Annotated in this window: 22 protein-coding genes; 6 read left to right on the top strand and 16 right to left on the bottom strand. The window is 58.6% G+C overall.

What is annotated here, in order from left to right; all coding sequences use genetic code 11:
* Positions 1-49 precede the first annotated feature (49 nt).
* From U5A67_RS29460 to U5A67_RS29445, 4 genes are all read right to left on the bottom strand, one after another.
* A complete protein-coding gene (locus tag U5A67_RS29460) occupies positions 50-856 on the bottom strand; it encodes a CsgG/HfaB family protein (protein WP_321817071.1) in 807 nt (268 codons plus the stop codon).
* A gap of 1384 nt (positions 857-2240) precedes the next feature.
* Complete coding sequence (locus U5A67_RS29455) at positions 2241-2573, bottom strand: antibiotic biosynthesis monooxygenase family protein (RefSeq protein ID WP_321817070.1); 333 nt, start codon at positions 2571-2573, stop codon at positions 2241-2243.
* A gap of 649 nt (positions 2574-3222) precedes the next feature.
* The gene (locus U5A67_RS29450; RefSeq protein ID WP_321817117.1) at positions 3223-3669 is read right to left on the bottom strand and encodes a GNAT family N-acetyltransferase; all 447 of its coding nucleotides are present in this window, start codon (positions 3667-3669) and stop codon (positions 3223-3225) included.
* 432 nt (positions 3670-4101) lie between these two features.
* On the bottom strand, positions 4102-4944 hold the full coding sequence (locus tag U5A67_RS29445) for an SDR family oxidoreductase (protein WP_321817069.1): 843 nt from the start codon (positions 4942-4944) through the stop codon (positions 4102-4104).
* A gap of 99 nt (positions 4945-5043) precedes the next feature.
* Here U5A67_RS29445 and U5A67_RS29440 point away from each other — a divergent pair, with 99 nt between their 5' ends.
* Positions 5044-5421 (top strand): heavy metal-responsive transcriptional regulator, encoded by a 378-nt coding sequence (locus tag U5A67_RS29440; RefSeq protein WP_321817068.1) that lies wholly within the window; start codon positions 5044-5046, stop codon positions 5419-5421.
* A 411-nt stretch (positions 5422-5832) separates the two neighbouring features.
* Here the strand turns inward: U5A67_RS29440 and U5A67_RS29435 are convergent, their stop codons facing one another.
* Genes U5A67_RS29435 through U5A67_RS29425 form a run of 3 tightly spaced genes read right to left on the bottom strand, consistent with a single transcriptional unit; the run spans position 5833 to position 7572 of the window.
* Positions 5833-6678 (bottom strand): MBL fold metallo-hydrolase, encoded by an 846-nt coding sequence (locus tag U5A67_RS29435; protein WP_321817116.1) that lies wholly within the window; start codon positions 6676-6678, stop codon positions 5833-5835.
* 18 nt (positions 6679-6696) lie between these two features.
* Complete coding sequence (locus U5A67_RS29430) at positions 6697-7023, bottom strand: hypothetical protein (protein ID WP_321817067.1); 327 nt, start codon at positions 7021-7023, stop codon at positions 6697-6699.
* A 6-nt stretch (positions 7024-7029) separates the two neighbouring features.
* Positions 7030-7572, bottom strand: a complete 543-nt coding sequence (locus U5A67_RS29425) for a sugar ABC transporter (RefSeq protein WP_321817066.1) — start codon at positions 7570-7572, stop codon at positions 7030-7032.
* 162 nt (positions 7573-7734) lie between these two features.
* On the opposite strand from U5A67_RS29425, the gene U5A67_RS29420 reads away from it, so the two are divergent.
* Together U5A67_RS29420 and U5A67_RS29415 are read left to right on the top strand one after the other, a co-directional pair.
* On the top strand, positions 7735-8640 hold the full coding sequence (locus U5A67_RS29420; protein ID WP_321817065.1) for a LysR substrate-binding domain-containing protein: 906 nt from the start codon (positions 7735-7737) through the stop codon (positions 8638-8640).
* Positions 8641-9294: 654 nt separating this feature from the next.
* Positions 9295-9783 carry a hypothetical protein gene (locus U5A67_RS29415; protein ID WP_321817064.1) on the top strand — a complete coding sequence of 163 codons (489 nt, stop codon included), beginning with the start codon at positions 9295-9297 and terminating at the stop codon, positions 9781-9783.
* 404 nt (positions 9784-10187) lie between these two features.
* Here the strand turns inward: U5A67_RS29415 and U5A67_RS29410 are convergent, their stop codons facing one another.
* From U5A67_RS29410 to U5A67_RS29400, 3 genes are all read right to left on the bottom strand, one after another.
* A complete protein-coding gene (locus tag U5A67_RS29410) occupies positions 10188-10817 on the bottom strand; it encodes an ABC transporter ATP-binding protein (RefSeq protein ID WP_321817063.1) in 630 nt (209 codons plus the stop codon).
* 10 nt (positions 10818-10827) lie between these two features.
* Positions 10828-12027 (bottom strand): DUF6136 family protein, encoded by a 1200-nt coding sequence (locus tag U5A67_RS29405; RefSeq protein WP_321959770.1) that lies wholly within the window; start codon positions 12025-12027, stop codon positions 10828-10830.
* A 674-nt stretch (positions 12028-12701) separates the two neighbouring features.
* Positions 12702-13619, bottom strand: coding sequence for a LysR substrate-binding domain-containing protein (locus U5A67_RS29400; RefSeq protein WP_321817061.1), 918 nt, complete (start codon positions 13617-13619; stop codon positions 12702-12704).
* Between the two features lie 121 nt (positions 13620-13740).
* Here U5A67_RS29400 and U5A67_RS29395 point away from each other — a divergent pair, with 121 nt between their 5' ends.
* From U5A67_RS29395 to U5A67_RS29385, 3 genes are all read left to right on the top strand, one after another.
* Complete coding sequence (locus U5A67_RS29395) at positions 13741-14766, top strand: NAD(P)-dependent alcohol dehydrogenase (protein ID WP_321817060.1); 1026 nt, start codon at positions 13741-13743, stop codon at positions 14764-14766.
* Positions 14767-15188: 422 nt separating this feature from the next.
* The gene (locus tag U5A67_RS29390) at positions 15189-15341 is read left to right on the top strand and encodes a hypothetical protein (RefSeq protein WP_321817059.1); all 153 of its coding nucleotides are present in this window, start codon (positions 15189-15191) and stop codon (positions 15339-15341) included.
* Between the two features lie 236 nt (positions 15342-15577).
* Entirely contained in the window at positions 15578-16015 is a 438-nt protein-coding gene (locus U5A67_RS29385; RefSeq protein ID WP_321817058.1) for an SET domain-containing protein, read from the top strand.
* A gap of 91 nt (positions 16016-16106) precedes the next feature.
* Here U5A67_RS29385 and U5A67_RS29380 read toward each other — a convergent pair whose 3' ends face one another.
* The 6 genes from U5A67_RS29380 to U5A67_RS29355 form a co-directional block, all read right to left on the bottom strand.
* Positions 16107-16463, bottom strand: coding sequence for a hypothetical protein (locus tag U5A67_RS29380; protein ID WP_321817057.1), 357 nt, complete (start codon positions 16461-16463; stop codon positions 16107-16109).
* 1166 nt (positions 16464-17629) lie between these two features.
* Complete coding sequence (locus U5A67_RS29375) at positions 17630-17782, bottom strand: hypothetical protein (RefSeq protein ID WP_321817056.1); 153 nt, start codon at positions 17780-17782, stop codon at positions 17630-17632.
* Between the two features lie 45 nt (positions 17783-17827).
* The gene (locus tag U5A67_RS29370; RefSeq protein ID WP_321817055.1) at positions 17828-18010 is read right to left on the bottom strand and encodes a hypothetical protein; all 183 of its coding nucleotides are present in this window, start codon (positions 18008-18010) and stop codon (positions 17828-17830) included.
* A gap of 595 nt (positions 18011-18605) precedes the next feature.
* Complete coding sequence (locus U5A67_RS29365) at positions 18606-19274, bottom strand: hypothetical protein (RefSeq protein ID WP_321817054.1); 669 nt, start codon at positions 19272-19274, stop codon at positions 18606-18608.
* A 1006-nt stretch (positions 19275-20280) separates the two neighbouring features.
* Positions 20281-20517, bottom strand: coding sequence for a hypothetical protein (locus U5A67_RS29360; RefSeq protein ID WP_321817053.1), 237 nt, complete (start codon positions 20515-20517; stop codon positions 20281-20283).
* 70 nt (positions 20518-20587) lie between these two features.
* Positions 20588-20806 (bottom strand): hypothetical protein, encoded by a 219-nt coding sequence (locus U5A67_RS29355; protein WP_321817052.1) that lies wholly within the window; start codon positions 20804-20806, stop codon positions 20588-20590.
* Positions 20807-20954 lie beyond the last annotated feature (148 nt).

Here is a 20954-nt window from a genome sequence, read left to right as displayed (position 1 = left end):
CCGTCCGCTCTTGCTGGGCGAAAGCGGACGAGTCGTTCGGCAGCAGTGGTTAGTCGACCTTCAACTGACCGCCATTTCCGAGGCCGCCTTTCACGTGCTGCGCCTTGTACTGCTTGAGCGAGTCAACGAGGTTGTTAAGCGAGTCAGTGAAGGCGGCGACGATCACCTTGCCTTCGGGGGTGTCGGAGTAACCGCCGAAGGCTCCACCCGAGTGCGTGCTCATCAGGCTGCCGATCACACCGATGTCCATATTGCGAGCTGAACCGGTCGCAGCCGCGATCTGAACCGTCGACCGGTTGTCGTCCAGAATGAGCGTGGTTGACGCGCTCTTCGTGTTGATCTGGCCAGCCGCCTGTGCCGCGAAACCGCCGACGACCGGAATAGCCGAGAGCACACCAGAGAGGCTGGCAGCGTTCTCGTTGGAGAAAGTAATGCTAGGCGTGATCGTGTAATCGGCGCCAACCATCTTGCCCTTACGGATCCGGTTCGACTTGCGGATCTCGCCAGTGTTACCAAGCTCACGCTCAGCGAGTGCCTGGCGCAGGCCTCGGCCCCGATCGACGACGACAAAGCAACCGCTTTGTTGCGCGAGCAACTTCAACACAGGGATGGTGCTGCCGAGCTTGTACTGGCCCGTGAGAAGTGCGTACCACGGTGCGGTCGTGTCTTCCTCAATTGAGATGGTGCCAAGCGGCGCCGCGCAGCGGTGCATGTTGTCGGCGGTTGGAGCATTCGAGCCTGCTACGGCGGTGCTGTCCGGGCTCTTGCCGCCGCCAGCGAGTTGCATCTCCGAGCACGCGCCGAGAGAGAGGGTGAGGGCTGCAGCTGCCAGCGAAATGAGCATCTTTTGCATCATTAGTAATCCTATAAAGAATGAGGTGATACAAACGCGAACGCGTCGAAAAGGAATGAGCTGGCTTCCAGCAAAATCGATGGGGCGGCTTTGTCGGGCCAGCAAAATCAGTGTCTCTCGGGCAACCCGGATTGCAAGTCGGGCTTGGCGCACGCGGCTGCCAGCCTGTGGGCGAGACGACGGGCGCGCGCGAAGTGCATTCGCAACCGTGATTACTCCACCGTTTCAGGAGTGTCGACCGGTGCTTCTGTGTGTGGCTGGGCTGGTGCTGTATGCAGCTTGCTGCGCGCCGCTGCTGATTTCCCGCTCGCGACCTTGGGAACTGAACCAGCGAAATGGCGATCGCAAATCGAATGGGCAGACGAGCACGCGCCTACAGGCTGGGAGGCCCGGAGATGGAATTGATGGGTGTGGAGACGGAGCTGACTAAAGAGGCCGCGAGGACGCGAGAACGCGCGAGCGATGGCATCGATACGAACGAAGCCACGCGGTAGTCAGTTTGTTATGCAGGTATTGCCGATTTAACGGCTGGCGGAAAAATACCACGGCGCCTCTGGGTGCCGCAAGTTGAAAATCCCCCACACGCGGTGGACAGGCAGGCGTGCGGGAGACCATCACGCCCAGAAGCTGGACTAAGGTTCGGTCACAGGGGCGTTTGCGCTGGCATCGTCAATGCCAGCGCGAGCGGGCGGACCCAGATCGAGGTGGAACGGCTTTTCCTATGCGCTCGCGCCATCCCTGATCGCTGTTCCCGTCAAGGATGAAAACGGGTCGCGTGGCTTGGCCTTCGCGCTTGCACTGCCATTCCCGATGGAAAAAGGAGAATGCAAGTCGAGGTGACTTGCCACAGCAGCTAGGCGTTATCGCAAACAAAGCTAGCTCGCGACGTCACAGGCTTGGCGTAGGCCGCATTATGTTTGTCACTGCGGCGGGTCCCGACGGGGGGCCTCTCAACGCCGAAGTGACGGTTTTGTTTCCACTCCGAGTGTAATAAAATCGTCACTCCGCGTCAGTCCGCAATAAATCTGACACTTTGCATCGCAACTGGGCAGGCCGGCAATTCAGTGGCTTGATCAACTTGAGTGCAGTTTGGTTGAAAAACGTAGCTATATCGCTAATCCGTTAGCGGCATTGCCGCACTTTTGCGGCAATGTCGTCGAGTGCACGCCGCCGTGAGTGGCCGTTCTCGGACGCTACGTCAGGCGCTAGCCGGCCAAGATGCGCCACTCGCGCAACCGGGTCGCCCATATCATGGAGCGACCGCTTCGCACCCAGAAGCGGTCGCAATTCTGCTCAACGATGGACCATAACTCAGCTAGCTGCCTGGTCGGGTTTTATGTGTAGGCAAGAAACTCTATCCCGCGCTCTATAGCGACGCCTAATGCACCTACGCAATGCTATCTGCCGAGAGGCATACGACTCGGGCGGGAGCTGCTCTGAAGCGCGGGCTATGAGCATCCGCGGCAATCATGTGAGGCGTTACTTCGTGTGCAGCCAACGCTTCGGCCGATGCCCAGCGCTCGATCAACACGAAAAGGTCGTCATCATCGACGACAGCATGCAGATCATACTGAATACATCCTGGCTCGCAACGCACAACCGGAGCTAGCTTTTCGAAAGCCGCGATCTGCTCGTGGCGCATTCCTGGCCGGGTTTGAATCGAGATAACAAGCATCACCTCTAGTTCATTTTTTCGATTGCGAACGTCTACGTTGCTCATAACGACTCCATGCTGAAGTAATGCCGACGGAAGACGAAGAGCCGTAAACGCGAAAGGCCCCGTCGTTTGCCGGCGGGGCCTTTGAGATATGCAATCACAAATACTACGTGCGTATCCAAGACGTCCCACCGTCGCCGATGGTCGTCGTTGTGATGATGGTCACGAAAAGGATTAATTTGCGTTGCATGCCCTTAAGGTACCGCACACGTTCGCGATTCGTCAACTCTGCTGGACTCGATGCTCAGATTCGGTGGCATGACGGCCGCTGAGGTTCAGCGGAGTAGAAGACTTGCCGATACATAAAGGCTCACAGAAGAGGTGTTCCCGTCATGTGATCGGCCACTCGATCGACCTTCGGCCGAACGACCGTAACGGGTTGTGGATGCAATCGGGCACCCTATACCAATGCATCATGTCTCACGCGAAATGCATCGGGGAATAGCCGGCCACGAAGCGTCATTCGTCCATCTCGTCGGTTTGCGGATCGAACGCAGGTTCGAACTCGGGAACGGTCGTAAGTTCACTGGTCGGATAGCTGAAACTGAGGTGCGTGCGTGAACCAAGTGTTTCGGTTGGCCAAACGCCGACCGATGTAAATTGCATCGACGATGAATATTCCGCCCGAGGATAGGGCCGCCTCGCCAAGCGATCAGTCCAGATTCAGGTTATAGGTGAGAAAAATCTCGTCTCGCGACCATCCAAGCGATTCATATAGTGCCTGCGCCTTCACGTTGGTCTTCGCCGTGGTCAAATCCATACGAACTTTTCCATCAGCCTTCGCGCGAGCTGCAGCAGCCTTCAATAAACGTCTCGCGACTCCCGAGCGCCGCTCAGCTGGCGCGACGAACAGGTCGTATAAAACATAGATCGGTGCTGCAGCCACGGAGCAAAACGAAGGGTACAGCTGACAGAATCCAACGAGATGTCCGGCACCAGAGTCGGCGACCAGAATCACCGAGTCGCCCGCTTGTGCGCGCTCCGCAATGAAACGAATCGCCAGCGCCTGATCGGGGAGCTGGTCATAGAACGACCGATAGTCGTTGAAAAGCTGTGCCACCGACGCAAGGTCGCGTTGCTCGTATCTTCTGATTTCCATGTCTAAACCGTCGAAGATTGTAGGATCGATAAGTTCGGAATCGACGGAATATACAGAACGTTTTACTCTCAGGAAATAGCCACCGCGTGCTGCAATTCTGAAGCCATATCTAACGCGTGACGCAGTGGCACGTTCCGTCCACGCCCGCTGACTCAAGTGACCGAGGCCCACAACCTCTACCGCCTTTCGCACGCGTCTTCCTGTCGATTTTCGTACGATCGCTTCACACTCGGAAGCGGTCATTGCGGATGTGGGGTGGCCGAACGGCGGCTCCGGGTCGGGCAGAGTCGGTCGCCTGTTCTTACCCATCGGCTCGGTCATGCAAAACGCATGCGTCGGTGATCGGCCACTTTGGGACATTCGGGGCGGACGTCGAAATCGGTATCAATCTTCGGTAAAACAATATTCCGAAAACATGCCTTTATCGATCGCTTATGGCAAGGGGATCTGGCCGGTTGGTCGTCCTGTTACAAGCTCCTTGTCTCGCCGAGGTCTGAGGATTTTTTCAACGAGTTGAGCAGCGCCTTGACGGCTCAATAGCCTCGGCAAATTGGCCAGGAGCCGGTTTTTCACCCCCACAACACGGTGACTTCTATTGCGATCCACGGCCCAAAATGCATCCCGGATGACGGTCGCAACTGGCATCGGCGTCCCGACAGCGGCTTCTTGAGCGCCAACTACGTCAAAAAAGCCGGTTTGCGTCGCACCCGGACACAATGCGACTACCCTGACTCCTCGATGCCGGTTCTCCGCCCAAACGGCCTCTGAAAATGAAAGCAGAAATGCCTTCGTGGCACCGTAGACGGCCATGTACGGATCGGGCTGAAGCGCTGCCGTCGATGCAACGTTGATGACGACGCCATCGGATTTGATCAGCATCCCTGGCAATACGAGGTGCGTCAGCGCGACCGCGGCCATGCAGTTCACCAGCACTTCATCGCGTTGACGTGGCAGCGGGACTTCTTCAAAGCGCCCATACGCCGCAAAACCCGCATTATTGACCAATACGTCGACGATCTTCCCTGACGCACTGAGGTGAGCAGCAATTGCGTCTAAGGCAGCGGTAGTGCTCAAATCGGCGGTCAAGAAATCTGCATCGCACGCATAATCGCGTCGTAATTCCTCGGCGAGATCGCGCAGTGCGTCGTGGGAGCGTGCTACCAGCAGAAGTTTCGCGCCCTCTCTTGCGAAGGCGAATGCAAACGCCCGTCCGATGCCGGACGAGGCGCCGGTGATGAGTACGGTCTTTCCTCGAAAATCATAGCGGCTAATCATAGCGTGCCGGGGAAGTGGAAGAAGAGTTGGAATGTAAACCGTTGACTATAGGCCACGGTCAAGTCCTAATAGCGGTTCACGACTTCGGATGGGGGCAGCATGCTCATTGGCGAACTATGCAAGCACGCAGGCGTTTCTCGCGACACGGTTCGCTACTACGAAAGAATGGGGCTACTGGACAAACCAACGCAACCTCATGCGACGAATACTTACAGACGCTATTCCGCACTTTCGTTGCAGCGAATTCGCTTGATCGTTCACGCCAAGGCGCTGGGGTTCACTCTGGCGGAAATTCGCGATGTCATCGGTGTTTGGGATAGTCCGAGTTTTGATACCGCGCAAAAAGTTGCCTGTCTTCAGACCAAGCTGAAAGAACTTGACGAAAAGAGTGCCGCATTGCACGCACTACGCACAGGGCTGCTTAACGCCCTGGATAAAGTGGGCGGTGAGTGCAATGAAGTTGAAATGGCGGGGTGAGGATCGGCGGGCGCAACCCGGCTCACCTAAAGCACTTTCGTTTCCATATCGTGCTGGCCACAATGGCATCAGTCAGCCTCCAGCGGGGAGTTCCGCCAGCAATAACCGAGTGCTGGTGGCGACCGCTTATGGTTCTCGACAGTAGCAACCGAAGGATTCAACGTCCGCTTCCGTCGGACTCGCTTGTCCGTTGTGGGTCGGCTACGGCCGACCGCGTTAGTCGGTAGTCGGCCAGGACGCGACGGTCGCCCATCTCAGCGGTTTGCCCGTCGAACGGCAGCTTCAGCCTCGGCAACAGTCATACGTCACGGTCGGACAAGTCAGCCTGGTGGACGTGACCCAGGGCGCTTCGCGTCAAGCGACGGCAGAACGTCTACAGCAAGCGCCTCACAGTCAGCGACACGCCATGGCTCAGGCTTCGGCCTCATAGAGCAGACCGTATTTACCCTTCGTTCGCGTTACACGCGCGAAACCGGCTTGGCCCAAATGCATGCCGGCGATCAGAAGACGCTCGGAACTGACCTGGTCCAAAAGCCGGGATCGTGTGGTCGCGGCCAGAGATGCGTCCTGATCGAACGCAATCGATACATCCGGCCGCTCAATTTGAATGTGAGGAAAGTGAACCACATCTCCCCAAACCAGCAGACCCGCATCGCCGGATTCGAGGAGATAACCGGTGTGCCCGTCGGTGTGTCCTGGAAGTGACATCGCCCGGATACCGGGAAGCACATCCCCATCTTCGAAAGTACGGAGCGTGTCGCTGTAGCAGTCGAACACTCGGCGCGCGATAAGGAAGTTTCCGCGCGCCCGCTCGCTGGCTTGCGCCAGATTGCCATCGTCCTGCCAGAACTTCACCTCTCGCTCGTGAACGACAAGCTGTGCGTCCGGAAAGGCCGTCTCTCCTGCGGCATCCAGCAGCCCCCCGACGTGGTCTGGATGGGCGTGTGTGAGCAACACGGTGTCGATCGTGGACGGTTCGATTCCGGCAAGCAATAAACTGGGCTTCAGGCGACCGCCCCATTGCTTGATCCCACCAGCGCCACTGTCGATAAGCACGGTACGGCCCGCTCCTCGCACGACGTAGCAGTTGATATGTACGGCAGCGAGCTCCGTCTCCCCCGCGTCGCCCTGCATTCTGGCGGCTTCCGCAACGTCAATATTCGAAAGGTAGTCGAGGCTGGCCGTGAGATAGCCATCGCTGATGGCGGTAATCGTGAAGTCGCCGACTTGCTGACTCGGAAACGTAAAGGTGGGCACCATGCTTCTCCAGACCAATTAATTTCGGGCGTGAATGTTCGACGCGGCGTAGCCGAAACAACGGATGCGAGCCGCTAAACCTGTGCGGCAAGCGATGGCGCTCTCGAGTGCTTCCATGAACCGGTTCATTACTGCCGGTGTGCGAAACATCTCAAGGCGATATTGGACTTCCACGAAAACGGGATGTCCGTGCCCATGCCGAACGTCCACGTAGACGACGTGAACGTTTTTGAGTTCTGCTTCGAGTACGTCGGTGCAGAGTCGGACACAGTCGTCGGACAGGTCGGCAAGCTGTTCGTCTGACGGCATTTTCCCCGCGTGAATGTAGAACGTGACGTTTGGCATCGCGGACTATCTTTCCTGCGCGGTCGAAGCCGCTCGAACGCTGGTCAGTTGTTCCGTCATCGGCGCATAAATGTGAACGCCCTCAAGACCCTCGAAAAGTTGGGCGTCGCTCAGACGCAGTTTTGCGAGCCAACGTAGTTCCGGAAACTTCTCCAGCGCAACTGCTTGCATGGCCAACGGCTCGAGGCCCATTCGGATCAGCGAATCAGGGCCGCTTGCGCACAGCGCGAGCAGTTCGTCGGCGTTGACCGCGGGCGCCACACCAATATCGCGGTAGAGATTTCGATGCCAGTCGGTGATGTGTTGCTGCCACCTTGCGAAATTACCGCCGCCCTTGCGGCAATATTCGTCTCCCGTCAGAACGTCGAGACTGTCGATCGTGTGGACGGCCAGGTAGACAGGGCAACCATCGCTTATCGCCTTGAAGCGCTGCGACGTGTGAAAGCCGGCCACCGAGATGAGAGCAGGCAGCTTTTCGAGACTATAGAAGTTGTTCCATTCGGCCTCGCTGGTGGGATCGGCGAAGCTGCATTCCACGGTGTAGATCATCGGATTGTCCTTGGTGGCGGGTGCGCATCTCGCTGCAAGCACCACCTTCATTGCGGTAAAGTAATGCTAGCCCGATGCTTCCCCCGTGAAAATCGAAATAAAGTCAGCCTTTAGTGACTTTTACTCAAGCTGACGTCCATCCAATACCTCGGCCAGATACCATTGCGACGCAAGATCCCAAGCAACTCAGCGCTCCTGGCCTTCGAGGCAGCGGCGCGACACGGAAGCTTCGCCCGCGCCGCTGAGGAATTGGCGCTCACTGAGGGCGCCATCAGTCGTCAGATTGCTCGGCTGGAGTCCTTTTTGGGTGTTGCTCTATTCGAGCGAGTCGGAAATCGCGTGCGGCTTGCACCGAACGGCACGCGATACGCAGTGCAGGTTCGGGAGAGTCTCGATCGGCTGGAACGCGACAGCCTGTATCTGATGGGGCAGCCCACCGAGGGCGCGAGCATCGATATCGCGGCCATTCCGACCTTCGCAACACGGTGGCTTATCCCCCGGCTGAAGCGCTTTCAGGACAAGCACCCGAACATCACGGTGCATATCGCAGAGCGGATGGACCCCTTCCTTCTTGCTGGTAGCGGTTTCGACGCAGCCGTTCACTTCGAGCATCCCGCATGGGCGGGTATGCATTTGCATCACCTGCTCGAGGAGGTGTTGGTGCCCGTCTGCAGTCCGGCACTCCTCGAGGACGCCGGCGCGAACACGCCGCTGGACGAACTGCCACGCCTTCACAGGCGGCAGAATCCGGACGCCTGGCAGCTTTATGCCCAGGAGGCCGGCATCGTGCTGACCAACTCTGCGATCGGTGCTCGTTATGATCTACATTCCATGCTGATTGAAGCGGCGCTAGCCGGCTTGGGCGTGGCATTGGTGCCGCGCCTTTACATCGGGACAGAGCTTGAACAAGGTCGTTTGGTTGCGCCCTGGCCTGTAGGTAAAGGGGTCGCCAAAAACTTCAGCCTCGTTCTTCCCGAGCCAATCGAATTAAGTGCGGGGCCACTGCAGGCATTTGCGACATGGATTCTCGACGAAGTCCGAGGCTTAGCGCCCCAGGGCAGCACCTGAAGCGAATCGCAAACCGCGAACTCGCCAGGGTCTGTTCGCCAGGTGGTCGCCTCTCTTCGAACTTGCCTCCGTTCACCGCGACTCGAACGGCCGTTGTATCTTGAAAGCGGCCAAACAGGTCGGGTTGAGGCCTAGGGCTGATTCGGGTCGGGTTATGCCGATTGCATGAATTGCGCCGCCGAGGCGATCGGCGCGCTCGACCGTGGGACACAGTGCGGCCACAACGTTCGCCGAGCGGTGAAAACGGGCCTTTGGAGCGGCCGTAGAGCACGGCAGTTTGGGACGTTCGTCAGCGAGCGCAAGATCGTCAACAATCGCGTGTATTACTGTAGGTAATGTATGCCTAAAGCCTTCAGTCCAATTGTCGTTACACAGCACGAAGATGGTGCGAAACGTCAATTAACGATTTCGCCCGGGAGCTCGGAACCCCAAAACGGTCTTGCTGCGTGAGCAGTACATGTCGGAGTCGCTCAGGTGCTGCGTGCATTGGCCGTCTGACCGGCACTTTCATCCAACAAAAATCTATCCTGTATGAAGATGCGTTTTCTGCTTGTTCCTATTTTGCTCGCGTGCGGCATGCAATACGCTTCTGCGCAGAGTTGTCCGATGCCAGATGACGTGCTCGGACGGCCGCTCGAGGAGGCGAAACATGTCATGTCGAAGACCCTTGGTGAGAACTGGTCACCAAACCTCGTGGGGTGCGGGGACGGCTATATCAACCTGATGTCGAATGGGCTGCACGCAAACTGCAAAATCGCGGGACGATGGTCACCCGAAAAGATCATCATTTTTGGTTTTGAAGGATCCGGTACCGTTGTCGGGCTTGTCTACGTACTGGGTTCTACGATGTCAGAATATGATGTGAAGAAGCTGTTGCCACGTGGCACACTAAGGCAGATTCCCGATTTTCCCGCGCCATTGAGCTCTGTAATGCCAGTTCCGTCGGGCGACGCATTGTTTGTTTCTCGAGAGGAGGGACGCCTGCTTCGTATGGGCCCGGAACATGGAAGTTCAGACAGGCAGATTGTTCAGTTATTTGACCTGCACGCGGTTGAAAGGGAAATCACGCCCATGCAGACCTGCGCTCGTGAAACTGGAACATTACGGGAAAGAGGCACTAGCCCCGTGGAAGAGCGACCTTAAGGGTGACTGAAACCACTCATATTGGTTTGCTTTGGCGAATTGATGAAACCGTTTTAACGCTGTATTGGCCCTGTTCCGATGGCTGCTTTCGGAAAGTGCGAATGTCCCTTTTGGGTCGGGTTATGTCAGTTGCATGCGAGCGCGGGTCGGTGACGAGCGGCGCGTTCGGTCATGGGACGCAGTTCGGCCACAACCGGACGTTCAGCGAGCAAACGAAACTGCCGTTGTAACGGCTGCACTACTCTGCTAACGGCCATTGCTCGCGTGCAGCATTGAACGGCTGTGATCGGCCGGCTACTGAAATTCGGTGAAGATCGGCGCCCACTCGTTGCAACGCTGGCAGTCACTCTTCCGCTGAAAATTTAATGCGGCTCCCGAAGCATCACGCTTGCGAAGGCGAGCCGTCAATGAGCGTCCACTCCACCCAAATCGGCAAAGCAAACCGTTTCCGCCTCACAAGCGCGCACGAGTGCGGCATCGTGACTCGAGAAGAACACCGTGCGCTTCATGGCCAGCATTTTGAACAGATCAATGAGCACTTCGCGTCCGGCGGCATCGAGTCCGTTACCTGGTTCATCAGCAATAACGACCGCAGGCTCGCCGAGCATAATTGCCGTCAGGAAGAACTTTTTGCGCGTACCAAGCGACATTTCATCGAAGCGCTTCTCTAGATGCGAAATCAAACCGAACCGGTCCGCGAGATCGAGCGTCCGGTGATCGACTCGGGCTTTCTTCACCGACGCCACGAGTTCAAGGAAGGCGCGCCCGGACTGAAACGGGTACGCCATGCAGTCGTCGGGGACGTAAGCAAGCGCGGACTTCGCCTTGAGTGGCGCGGACCGCAACGAATGGCCGTCTATCCAAATCTGGCCCGAGTCTGAGTCGATGGCACCCGCGAGCATGCCGAGCAAGGTTGATTTGCCACGGCCGTTTTCATCGCATAGAGCGACGCAACCGGCACCTGACGTGTAATGCAGTGCTTCGAAGATGATGCGGCCGTCGTAGCACTTGCTGAGGTTTTCGAATCGGAGCATGAGGAGGCAATCAAACAAAGTATTGCCACGCGGCGCCGACCCATAGCACGGACACGATCGTGCCGAACAACGGGGATTGGCCGGGCGCGTAGCGCTGCGGCAGATACAGCAATGCCAAGAGCGGTACTCCAGAGCCTAGGAGTGCCGGGGCTGTGCGCCACGGCAACGCTCCGCGAATCGCCAGCATCAGTGGCACGATTGACGCAAACGGGAGCGCGAGCGCCGCGATGGTCAGGCAGTCCACGCGCATTTTGGCGAACGCCGAGATCGGCAGCGACTGCATGAAAGGCGACGCACGGCGATGCGCGGCGCGCAAATCGTGGTAAGCGGTCGAAGCGATGAAGGCAATCGCGGCTTGCGCAATCAGTGCAAGAGGCACAGCGCGCGTGTCGAAATCCCAGATTTCGAGCAGTGCGCCCGAACAACCGACGACGGCGCACATCATCGCGCAACGCCCCGCCGTGCTCGTTTTCCGATCGCGCAGGATACCGATTTGCAGACTCACTGTGGGCGAAAGCACCCGCCCCGCGCTGTAGCGGACGGACGTAACCAGACGACGCGGAAAGCAGCCCGAAGTTTGGATCTTTATCACCGACGAGGGCCCGGTGTAGGTGATGGCGAAGAACGCTAGCAGCAACGGCGCAAACAGCAACCAGGAACGCAAAACGGTCTCGGCTCCCAAACCGCCGACAAGAAATCCATTGGCAACAATCAACGCCACGGCGTTCGGCACGTCGCGCGAGAACGCCGTCAACTGCCAGCCGAGCGTGATGAGGAAGAGATCAAGGACGAACAGATAGTTGGCAGCCTTGTGCGGTAGAAACGCTAGCGCGACGGTGGCAGCCAACATGGGCAGCAGCAAAGGCGTGCTCGCGACGAGTATGACGACGGCATCCGCGAAACGGCGCCGGCCGTTGGACACTGGCAACGATTTCAGGAAGCCCGCGAACGGTCCGCCGGCTATGGCGCCGCGCTGCGCCCAGACCCACAACACGCCCACGGCTTCGAGCAGATGCACCCAGGCGAAGCGCCATTCCATGCGATGCTCAGGCGCCAGCACCGCTAGTACCGGCGCACCCAGAATCTGCGACTGCGCGAACACCGGGATAGCCGGCAATAACAGAAGGATCGACAAAACCAGCGCCTGCCAATGCTTGCGTAGAATGCGCGACGTCGCGACGGCGTACCACTTCAATCGGCAAGACAGCATGCTTTCCAGTGTCCCTTTGCGGTGAACTGGATAGCATCGTGCCACGGAGAACGGCGTGCGACAACCGCATGCTGCCATCTGGACCCACCGCACAGACGACCTCACTGCCCATGGTATCGACGTTAGTACCTGCCGCGCGGCGTTCGTCGCTGCCCAGATTTGCGAGCCGGGCGTCACCCTTCCTTTAGCGTCGCTACCGTTCATCGTCATTTTCGGCTGCGCCGGCGACGCCTGATTTACTGCAGCCAGATTCAGCAATCGCGCAGTCGGTACCGCGCCGGCGCAGCGTTTCAGGGATCGCACAACAACGCCAGCGTGACTTTGCCATCACGTCGGATCAATCCGTGCTCGATGAGGTAGCTAGCCGTCCCAGCCCATCACAAGGGTACGCAGGTTGTGTCGGCCGCCAAATTTGAGCGAGCGATGAAAGCCAGAAGCAGTCGTTCGGAGTTCGCGTTGCCAAAGGGCCGCTTCGGGTCGTCTACGGAAGCTCACGGCCGACTCGCCACCGAGACCCCGGTAGGCGACCTCCCTGTTCTGCACTCGGCCACCATGCTACATTAGCGGTGCGCTCTCGTCAGACATCCAGAGGGCAACATAAGTCCACGAACGGACATTCGCCTTTGACACGGCAATCTAGCTGGCCGATGCCCCAAGCGATAGTGCTCTCGCTATCACGGTTGGAACACCGACGTTTCGAACGCTGCGAGTCGCGTCAATTCATCAACAGCCACTTTGACTTTCGGCTGAACGTGTCGCGTCTTTTGCCAGATCGCATGAATCGATATCGTCGTCGACAGGCTCGGTAGCACCTCTCGCAGCGCGCCCGAGCGCAGGGCATCTCGCGCCAACCATCCGGGAAGCTGGGCAAGGCCGCAACCCGATAAACAGGCGTTCAGTAAGGCGTCGCCATCCGTTAGTTCGTGGCGCGCTCGCACATCAACGTAAGCAACTCCACCGTTGCTCCCCACATCGGGCAACAACCAGCCGAACCGTGCGCTTCTGCGCCATCCGATCAAGCAATCGTGTGCGAACAGATCGTCGCGCCGCACCGGTTCGCCGCGTCGTGCTAGGTAATCGGGCGCGCCGCAAATAACGAGCTTCTGCTCGCCCAGCTTACGGGCAATGAGATCCGGAAATTCATCGAGCGTACCGATACGCACCGCCAGATCAACTCCCTCGCCCACAAGGTCCACCGCCCGATCCTGCAAGGTAACGGCAAGATCAAGACGCGGAAATCGCCGCGTCAAATCCAGCAGTGCAGGCACGATGTGGCGGCGGCCAAAGGTCGTCGGAAGATCGACGCGTAGGCGGCCGATCGGTTGCTCGTGGCCCGTCGACAGAAGGGCTTCTGTCTGGTCCAGATCCTCGAGAATGCGTCGGCACGTGAGCAAGAACGTCTCGCCCGCGGTCGTGAGGTCGATGCGGCGCGTCGTCCGATGCAGCAGTTGCACGCCCAGACGCGATTCCAGCCGAGAGATGCTTTTGCCGATCGCAGACCCGGTAAGGCCTAGCGTCTCGCCAGCAGCGGTAAAGCTACCGTGATCGAGAGCTGCAACAAACTCGCGGATGCCAGCAAAACGATCGTCCATGATTAATTCTGGAATCAGCGGATGGAATGTGTGGAATTTTACCCTCTAACTAACCCACACCGCCGAAATTACACTGATCAGCACGATGGCATCCGCCGTTGCTGCGAACATGAGGTGTGAAATGAAAGCATGGCTTCTGAACGATTTTGGTCTCCTTAACCTACGCGTTGGCGAAGTGGAAACGCCCACTCCACAGCCGGGCGAACTTCTCGTGAAAGTCGGCGCGGTATCACTGAACTTCCGTGACAAGGCCATCGTTGATGGTATCTATGAGCCCACGAGCGTACCCAAGCCGCTGATTCCCGTGTCGGACGCGGCCGGTATGGTAGTCGCCATCGGCGACGGTGCAACTCGCTTCAAAATCGGCGACCGCGTGAACTCGACGCTTTACTCGCACTGGATCGATGGTGCGCCCGGCCCCGACGAACCGGCGTATTGTCTCGGGATGCCGTTGCCCGGTGGACTCGCCGAATTCATGATCATCCACGAAGACAGCGCGGTGCCCGCGCCCGCATCGATGAGCGACGTGGAAGCATCCACCCTGCCGATCGCCGCGTTGACCGCCTGGTATGCACTAACCGAAGTTGGTCACCTCGAATCAGGACAAACTGTACTCGTTCAGGGCACCGGAGGCGTCTCGATTTTCGCCGCGCAGATCGCCATTGCACATGGCGCACGCGTGATCGTCACGTCGAGCAAGGACGAAAATCTGGCGAAGGTGAAGGCGCTACTCAATAGCGACAAGGTCGATGGGATCAACTACCGGACGCATCCGGACTGGTCGGCGAAGGTACTCGAACTAACCGGCGGCTTGGGGGCCGACGTGACGATTGACGTCGCGGGTGGCGAAGGAATCAACCAGTCCGTTGCGGCCACCAAGGTGCAAGGCGTGATAGCGCAGGTTGGTTTCCTGACTGGACAGACGACCGCTCTCGATCTGATGCCTCTGATCTTCCGGCAAACAACAATTCGTGGGATCGCGGTCGCGCCGCGCACTTCGTTTGAGCGCATGAACGTGTTTCTCAATACGCACAAAATCAAGCCTGTCATCGATCGCGTCTATCGCTTCGATGAGGCCATACAGGCATTTGAACATCTTGCGCGTGGCCCGTTCGGGAAAGTCGTGATCAGCATCGCAGACAACTGACAAACGCGGGGCGGCGGCGCGGTCAATGGCCGCTGCGGGTTCGAGCCCGTAAGAGTCATCGTGTCCGTCGTCGCTGGATCAACGGAAGGACCATCTCCCAGGACTTCGCGACCGCTCCTGTCGAAGACATCCCCCAGCCGCCGCGTGCGGCGTTTCACCGACGTCTGTATTTGAACACTAAGCGGCCGTGGCCCGGTGACGCACTGAGCGTCCCTTTCGGGTCGAGACCGGAAGTTCGCAGCAGGTGGCGGTGTTTGCCGCGGCCGCTCCTCTGCGCCATTAGGTTGGCACCATGTCGATTGGCCCATGCGTGATGACACCATTATCGTCGTAACGGTGTCACTTTTATTACGCTCTAAGCGAAGCGGACGTCTGGGCTGCGCAAATCCATGAACCACAAGTTATCACTCTGAGAGATGCCGATGAACCATCTGATGCGAAAGATCATTCCTGACGAGCAGTGCATTGTCGTACTCGATACCAGCCTTGTGCGCGACATCGCCCACGCCTCCGAGACGCCGGCGTGGTTCACTACGTTTGCCGCGATCTCCAAGGCTGGCTACTCGTTTTCCTGAATGATTCGGCGTGGTCAGAGGCTGAACTGGTGGCGTTTTCCCGGCGCGCACTGAACGTGCTGAAAAACCCGTTGATGCAGGTGGATTGCCGAGAAACCTTGACTCGAAAATGAGCCTTGGGACCAGTAACACGAGCTGCTCGACGAGGCGTTCGCCGATCTTGCCGCGCGCGATCGCAACGCGCTATTGTGATCGTTGCGCATCGCTCGCGCGCGACCGAACAGAGAGGGATCAGCATGAAGCGATTTGCGGTACGAAGGTCGCCGGTGCACGGCCGCGGGGTGTTTGCGTTGCGTACGCTACGTGAGGGCGAGCTTCTCGTCGAGTACAAAGGAAAGCGGATGGGCTGGCGAAACGCGGTCGCGGCCCACGGCACGACCGGATTGTCCGGCCATACGTTCTTTTTTGGGCTGGCGGATGGCCGGGTTATCGACGGTGCCCAGGGCGGCAATAGCGCGCGCTGGTTGAACCACGCTTGCGAGCCGAATTGCAGGGCCTTCGAGATGGACGGACGGGTGTATATCGAGGCCGCTCGCGACGTGATGCGTGGTGAAGAGCTATTCCTCGACTACGGGCTTGTGGTGGATGCCGGCGACTACGAAACCGCACGCGGCGAATACGCCTGTCGTTGCGGCGCTCGAACGTGCCGCGGCACGATGATCTCCGAATCTTGAACGGGCGCAACGCCCACGGCTTGGGCAGCAATTTGGGGACCCCGCAGGCGAGGTAGAGGACATGAGGCAGCCAGCCGTCGACCGAAGGAGGTCAGTAACCCAGCAGGTCACGGGCGGCGCTCATCGTTGCGCTAATGACGCTACGCTCTATCGACGTGCGGCCGATCTCGTCGACCGACACCGATGAGACGGTCAGGGTGCCGTCCCCGTTGTATAGGGTTCGCTCCGGGCGGTCATGGTCGTCTATCCATTGAATGAGGCGTGCGACACGCACCGCTGTTCTGTAGGCTGCGTGGTGCTCATCATTGTTCGCGGCCCTTGCCTCCCGCGCGCAGCGACTGCAATACTCGGCACCAAGCGAGATCGCGTACGCGAAGTTGCCGCCCAGGATGCTGCGTGCGTCAGGTTCTGGCATGTCGTCCGGGACGACGTCAAGTTGATTCAACATAGGTGGGGCCGTCTGAGCGACCAGCGATGCGATAGGACCGAAGGACCGAAGGACCGAAGGACCGAAGGACCGAAGGACCGAAGGACCGAAGGACAGAAGACAGAATGCACGCACGAAACGAAAGCTCCGGCGGGTTTGGGTGAGGCTTAGAAGTCATCCGTTGAGCAGTCCACGTTGTTCACCCGCGATTGCATTCCGGCGCTCGAATGAACGGGCGTGATGCGACGGATCCGATCGGCAGTGTCGTGCTGTGGCGCGAAAACGAGAACGACTGCGCCGTCCCCAGCATGGCTCACTTCCGGCTGTGCTACCGCGTTGGTGGCGGTCAGTAATCTCGCCTCGATACCCGTCTCCCTGGCCAGAAACTCAACAACTACCTGCTGCGGCGAAGACGGTGAAGCATGGGCGTGCGGCCATGACCGTCATAGCCGCCCCGACCGCGGCCAACGCCGTGAAAATGCACGTCCGGTTGATCTATGCGTGTATGGTTCGATGTGTTGCTGACTTAGCTGCAGCCGAAAAAGATTAACAGGTGCGCAAGCAAGGTTGACGATGAAAGGCGACCCAGATAGAGGCTTTTTCCTGGCTCTCGGTTAATCCGCTACCTCGATAATCTCCGGCAATTCTTTTCCGTGGCGGGACATAAAAACTGGGTGCCATCCTTCATCGTTACGATGAATAGTGGATCGCCGACGCGATCGGTGAAGCCGCCCTTCACGGTGAGCGTCTGCGTGTTAGTTCGAACGAGCGAGATGAGATTCGACTCGGTCGATACGGTGCCCACGACGGCTCGGCGATCCATTCCAAGCCCGAAGCCAGCACCGGTGGTTCCCTCAGAGCCATTGAGATCTGTTGCGATGTACGTCCCCGCAGCGACAGACCGTAGCTCCTGATGACTTCTGGCGTCGGCAAGCGCCATCCCGGTGGCAACGGAAATATTAGACTGTGATGGAGGGCCGTTAGAAGAGTTGAGGCTGCATCTGACGTAGGTTATGGGGTTTCACGGCGCTTTCGCGTATCTCACCGTCTTCCGTCAGCCACTGGATCTTGAGTCTCTTCCCCGGCGTTACACCGAGCACCCGCACGATACGGTCCTTGTATCGGGCCAGGACCATATCTTCAGGCGGGCCGGCTGAGCAAGGGAAGGGCGTCACGCGCGCTCCGGATCAGGCTGCGTTGGGGAGGAAAACCGGGATGCCGGGCAGCGTGCCGGGCATGCGTCGGCGCACCTCTGCTGGCATCGCCATCACAACACCGTCGACGGTCGGCAGGTTCTCCTTCGAGTCGAAGGGGGAGCCGGTCCCCAGCACCACCCACATGCACTCATCCTTGTCGACTAACGCGACCCAGTCGATCTGACCTGCTTATTTATCAAGGTCGGCGACTTCAACAGTGCCTGCGTCGGGTAGCACAAGCCGGCCTCGGGCGTAGTCGATTTCTACTTCATCCATTCCGAAGAGCGTGGCGATGCTAGGCGCAGCCTGCAGCTGCACGTTGTGCGAAACCGTGTGGTGTTGCCAGAGGGCGGTGAGTTGGCGTGCGTTCATAGTTCGATGGATATGTAGTTGAGCGATGGCCGCCTCACGAGGCTTCGTGTCAGCGGCGCGGGAGAGTTCGATGAGCGGAAGTCAAATGCAGCCCTGAAAGCAGACGCCTGTGTCTTGCGCAAGGCGCATCGAGGCGACCGAATTGGCACATGAATTTCCCCGACCACGAAATTGCGGCCGCGGAGACTACGCGTGTACGAGAGCGCGAGACGTGACATTAGGACTCTGCTGCATTTGCTTTACTGTATGAATGTATCAGGAGCGGAACTAAGTGCAAACGAGCGCTGGGGGGACGGCACGTTGGCGCGCCGCGACGTTGCCATTGTTTTTGGTGCTGCGAAGACCTGCTCGAGGGCAAATCTTTCAAGCCGCACATCGACGCTGCCTCGTAGAGGCGAGCCGGGACTGCACGGAAGGCGCCGATCGATGATTGCCGGTCGAGCAATAAAGACGGGCGCTTGGAGATAGTGTGCAGTGCGGTTGCGAATGCCCCCTAAGTTGCGCAGGAAAGGAAAAGTAAAAAAGGCCCGAAACCACAAGGGCTACGGGCCACAGGCTACATGTTTCTAAATGCGATACCGGTGTGGAAGCCTACTCAAAAGCGGTAAGTTACTGAGACCTTGACGATCGGGTAGAAGCGCAGCTTGTTGGCCTTCGACTGCAGTTGAGATTCCTCAGCGTTCACGTTCTCCTGGCCAGCGGCCGACACAATATCGGCCGGCACGTCAAAGCTAACCTTGGGCTTGCCATACGCGACGCCAGCGTCGAATGCCATCGACAGGCCGCGCTTGTTCGGGTTGTGGCCGAAACCGATACCGAGATAGGGGCGCAGCGTCGGGTATTTGAGCTTCGCGTGTACCGACTCGCCATTCGTATCGACGGTCGTCCCGTTGAACGAATAGGTGCCGCTGGTACTGGTTGCGTCGCCCGAAAGATTATCGCCGCCCACCAGGACGCCCGCGGTCAGTCGTACGGGGAAGACCGAAGGCGCCGGGAAGAAGTCAGCAAAAAGGCCTCCGTGAATCAGGGTAAGGCTCGCGTCATAGTGCAGGTCGCCTGCCGAGAAGTTGTGTGCGAGGTGAAAGCCGTCAACTTCCGCACGGGCGCCGAAGTGGCTCGAGATGCCGTAGCCTGCACCCAGGCCAATGCCGTCCGTCCCGACGCCGCCGTACACTTCAATCGGGCTGGCGTTCGCTGCCTGCGCGCAAATCGCAAAAGCCATCGAAGCACCGATGAGGACTACTGATTTGATTGCCTTGGCCATTTCCAATTCCTTAAGTTTGCTCTGTCTGGCAGTTTTCCTACTGCCACCTGTTAATAGGATTACGTGACGGTAACCTGCAGAGGACCTTTGAGTTCCGTTTTGTCGTTTGACTCGACGGTGTTTTCTCCCGGCTTCTCTGCAACGTCTACGTATAGATCAAGATACAGGCGAAAAATGAGATGCAAATCGCCCCAAAGAGCGCTCCGCTCCACGGCCAAATCAATCTCAACCCGCCGCCGAAGGCGCGAGTTCGCGGCCGAAGGGTTGTTGCGGGTGAAGTGTAGAGTAGCCGTGCACGAGTAAGACGGCGAAAAACAGGCTCGGTGATTGGATTTTCGAGATATGAGGGCTCGCCACATCGTGCTCGCGCGAATGAGCCGGAACCGTCAAATGAGTGTTCCTTCCTCAGACTCGTTGTTCGGCGCTTGCGTGGCGTCCGGCGCTACCACACGACCAGAAAGAACGCGAAGAGTCTTCAACTTGCCGCAGCAGGTGCGGCTCCGGTGACATTGGCGCAATCTGCGCTGTCATTTTTTAGCTCAGCGCTTGTTCCATCGAAGCGGTGGCAAAAACCTTCCGATTTCGCGTCTTCGGGACGGACTTACGTCGGGGATTGCCCCTTGTGATTCGCTGACCATCGGCTGGTCGTCGGGTGGGGCGCAAGCCACGCGGCCGGCTATCGCTCGAATACGTGCCAGCGCCACTATCACTTGGGCGACTCCTCACTGGCGAGGCAGAGGTGCTGCCTGAGGAAGTCGTATGTGCCTGACAGGTCGAGGAACTGGGACGCGTAGTTCGCCGTAGGAGCGGCGGTTGAGGCAGCGGGTAGCCATTTGCACCGCTTGATTGATCGGCACCGGGAGCAGCACAAGGGCTCGCCCCTGCCACACCACCCGGCATGAGCGTCGTGGATGGCTTGGAGAAATCGCAGTGATTGGGTACAGGGGAGACAACTGTGCGGCGGGCCCAGAGTCAGGTGCCCGCCGTCGGGCGACCCGGATGGTGATCAGTAGGCCTGGTGGTAACCGTCAGCACGTGCTGCTGCCAGGCGTTGTTCACGCTCTTTCTTGGCCATGTGATGGCCGATCGCGCAGCCCGCTACGGCGCCAAGAACAGCGTGGTGGCCGGCAACGTGGCCGACAACTGCACCGGCAGCCGCGCCTTTAAGACAGCCTGCCGCGTGAGCGTTGGCGAGCGGCAGGGCGAGAGCGGCCGCGATAAGTGCAATCTTGATCTGTTTCATTTTGAGGTTCCTCATGTGTGTTTAAGTGCCTTGACTATAACGTTGGGTCAAGGGGATGCAAGTGGCGTTCTCAGGTTCGCAAATCGGCAAGCGGGCTTCCGTTGAACTCGATCGGATCTTCGCCTTCAAGTAGCGCTTCGTCGAAGGCGTCAAAGGCCGCTTCGTTGATCCAACACGGGCTCTCATCAATAAAACTGGGCTCGGTCCGCGCGATGCCGCGTTGCTCCGCGTCATCGCAAAAGTAACCCAGACCACCCGGAAGGGAGCGGTAGTGAACCTGGACGCGCATACCGGGAGGGACCCAGTGCGTGAGCAGGTCCCGTGGATGAGCGCGCGCCGATGAGGCCTTTATCGGGTAGACCCCGGGCGAGCTAGCCTTCAGTTCGGCTTCGAAGAAGTGGTCAGAGCACATGCTCTATAGGCGATATTTCGGTGGT

This window comes from Paraburkholderia sp. J69-1, from assembly GCF_905220255.1.
GTDB lineage: Bacteria > Pseudomonadota > Gammaproteobacteria > Burkholderiales > Burkholderiaceae > Paraburkholderia.
The sequence above is the reverse complement of the archived record's forward strand: the minus strand, read 5'-3'. Positions and strand labels throughout refer to the sequence as shown.